The sequence below is a fragment of the Acidovorax sp. HMWF018 genome, from assembly GCF_003061035.1.
Taxonomy (GTDB): domain Bacteria; phylum Pseudomonadota; class Gammaproteobacteria; order Burkholderiales; family Burkholderiaceae_C; genus Acidovorax; species Acidovorax delafieldii.
Map to the genome: position 1 here is coordinate 1 of NZ_QAIM01000150.1, position 1,975 is coordinate 1,975.

Sequence of the window (1,975 nt, forward strand, 5' to 3'; positions counted from 1 at the left end):
GTGTCAGTGCTGGTCGCGATGGTGGGGTTGGTGCTGGCCACGGGCGTGGCCGGGGGGCTGTCTTCCTCAGGTGCCGGGCATGCGTCTGGCTACTGGGTGGGCGTAGGGCTTTGTCTGGTCGGTGCGCTGTGCACAGCCAACGTCACCGTGGTTGCCAAGCGCCTGGGGGCGCTGCCGGTGGGCGCGCTGGCGTGGTGGCAATGCGCGCTGGGTGCAGCCGTGCTGTGGGTGGCCCCCGTGGGCCAAGGCTGGCCCGCCTGGGGTGCCCCATGGGCATGGCTGGCCGGGCTGGGGCTGATCCACACCGGCTTGGCGTATACCTTGATGTACGCGGGCATGGCCCGCCTGGCGACGGCCCGGGTGGCGGTACTGCAATTTGCTTACCCCACGGTCGCCATCGTGGTGGACTGGTTGTACTTTCAGCACACCTTGGGCGGTTGGCAGATGGCGGGTGTAGTGCTGATGCTGGGGGCCATCGGGGCCGGGGAGCGCAGCGCGCGGCGCAATCGCTAATCATCCGCCTTCGGTAGGAGGGCGCCGCCCCGCACAATATCGGGTGTGACCGCCACCGAGCCCGATTCTTCTGAAACCCCACCTCCTGCGCAGGCTGCCCCCATCGGCAAGCTGCGCCGCATCGCGCACCTGGACATGGACGCGTTCTTTGCGTCCGTCGAGTTGCTGCGCTACCCGCAACTTAAAGGCTTGCCTGTGGTGATCGGTGGCGGGCGGCGCAAGGTGGACGAGCTGCTGCTGCGCGGGCCAGACGGCACCGAGGAGCGCGAGCGGCGCTTCATACCGGTGGAAGACTTTCCGCTGCTCAAGGACTACGTGGGCCGGGGCGTGATCACCACGGCCACCTACCCGGCGCGGCAGTTCGGCGTGGGCTCGGCAATGGGCATGATGAAGGCCGCCAAACTGTGCCCGCAGGCCATCGTGCTGCCGGTGGATTTTGACGAGGTGCGACGCTTTTCGCGCCTGTTCAAGAGCACCATCACCGAGATCGCACCGGTGATGCAGGACCGGGGGGTGGACGAGGTCTACATCGACTTCACCGACGTGCCCGGCGGCCAGCGCGAAGGCGGGCGGGTGCTGGCGAGGCTCATCCAGAAAAGCATCTTTGATAGGACCGGGCTGACCTGCTCGATCGGCGTGGCGCCCAACCGGCTGCTGGCCAAGATGGCCAGCGAGTTCAACAAGCCCAACGGCATCTCCATCGTTTACGAGGAAGACCTGCAGAGCAAAATCTGGCCCTTGAACGTGCGCAAGATCAACGGCATCGGTCCCAAGGCGGGCGAGAAGCTGGCACGGCTGGGCATTGAAACCATCGGGCAGCTTGCCGCGCAGGATGAGCAGTGGCTGATGGGCCACTTTGGCAAATCCACCGGCGCCTGGATGCACCGGGTGGCCTGGGGCCGCGACGACAGCCCGGTGGTGACCGAGAGCGAGCCGGTGAGCATGAGCCGCGAGACCACCTTCGACCGCGACCTGCATGCGGTGCGTGACCGGGCCGAGCTGGGCGCCATTTTTACCGACCTGTGCATGCGGCTGGCCGAAGATCTGCAGCGCAAGGGCTATGTGGCGCGCACCATCGGTATCAAGCTGCGCTACGACGACTTCAAGATCGCGACGCGTGACCACACCGCCAACAGCTACACCGCCGACGGGGCGACCATCCGGCAGCTGGCCGGGCAATGCCTCAAGCGCGTGCCGCTGGACAAGCGCCTGCGGCTGCTCGGCGTGCGGGCCAGCACGCTGGCGCGGCGGGGGGAAGAACCAGCGCCAGAGCCGCGTGCCACAGCGGCCGCAGAGGGGCGTCGGCGCGGGCCTCGGGCAGAGGCGACCATGGAAACCGGGCAGCTTTTTTGATTGAGGCTGCGGATTTCCAAAAGGCGGTGAGCAGGCTCTCAGTGTTTGCGCTTTGAGGGGCGTGGGGAGGCACCTTTTTGGGGCAAAGCAGGGGAGGGAGCAGTTAGAC

At 66.9% G+C, this 1,975-nt stretch carries 2 protein-coding genes; both read left to right on the forward strand.

The window, feature by feature from the left end:
• Window positions 1-513, forward strand: a 513-nt coding sequence (locus DBR23_RS05780; RefSeq protein ID WP_146191240.1) for a DMT family transporter, incomplete at its 5' end; no start/stop codon positions are given.
• A 135-nt stretch (window positions 514-648) separates the two neighbouring features.
• Window positions 649-1,866 (forward strand): DNA polymerase IV, encoded by a 1,218-nt coding sequence (locus tag DBR23_RS05785; RefSeq protein WP_108497597.1) that lies wholly within the window; start codon window positions 649-651, stop codon window positions 1,864-1,866.
• Window positions 1,867-1,975: the final 109 nt, after the last annotated feature.

Coding starts and splice junctions, on each gene's coding strand:
- DBR23_RS05785 (WP_108497597.1), top strand. CDS start 649: ATGGACGCGTTCTTTGCGTCCGTCGAGTTGCTGCGCTACCCGCAACTT.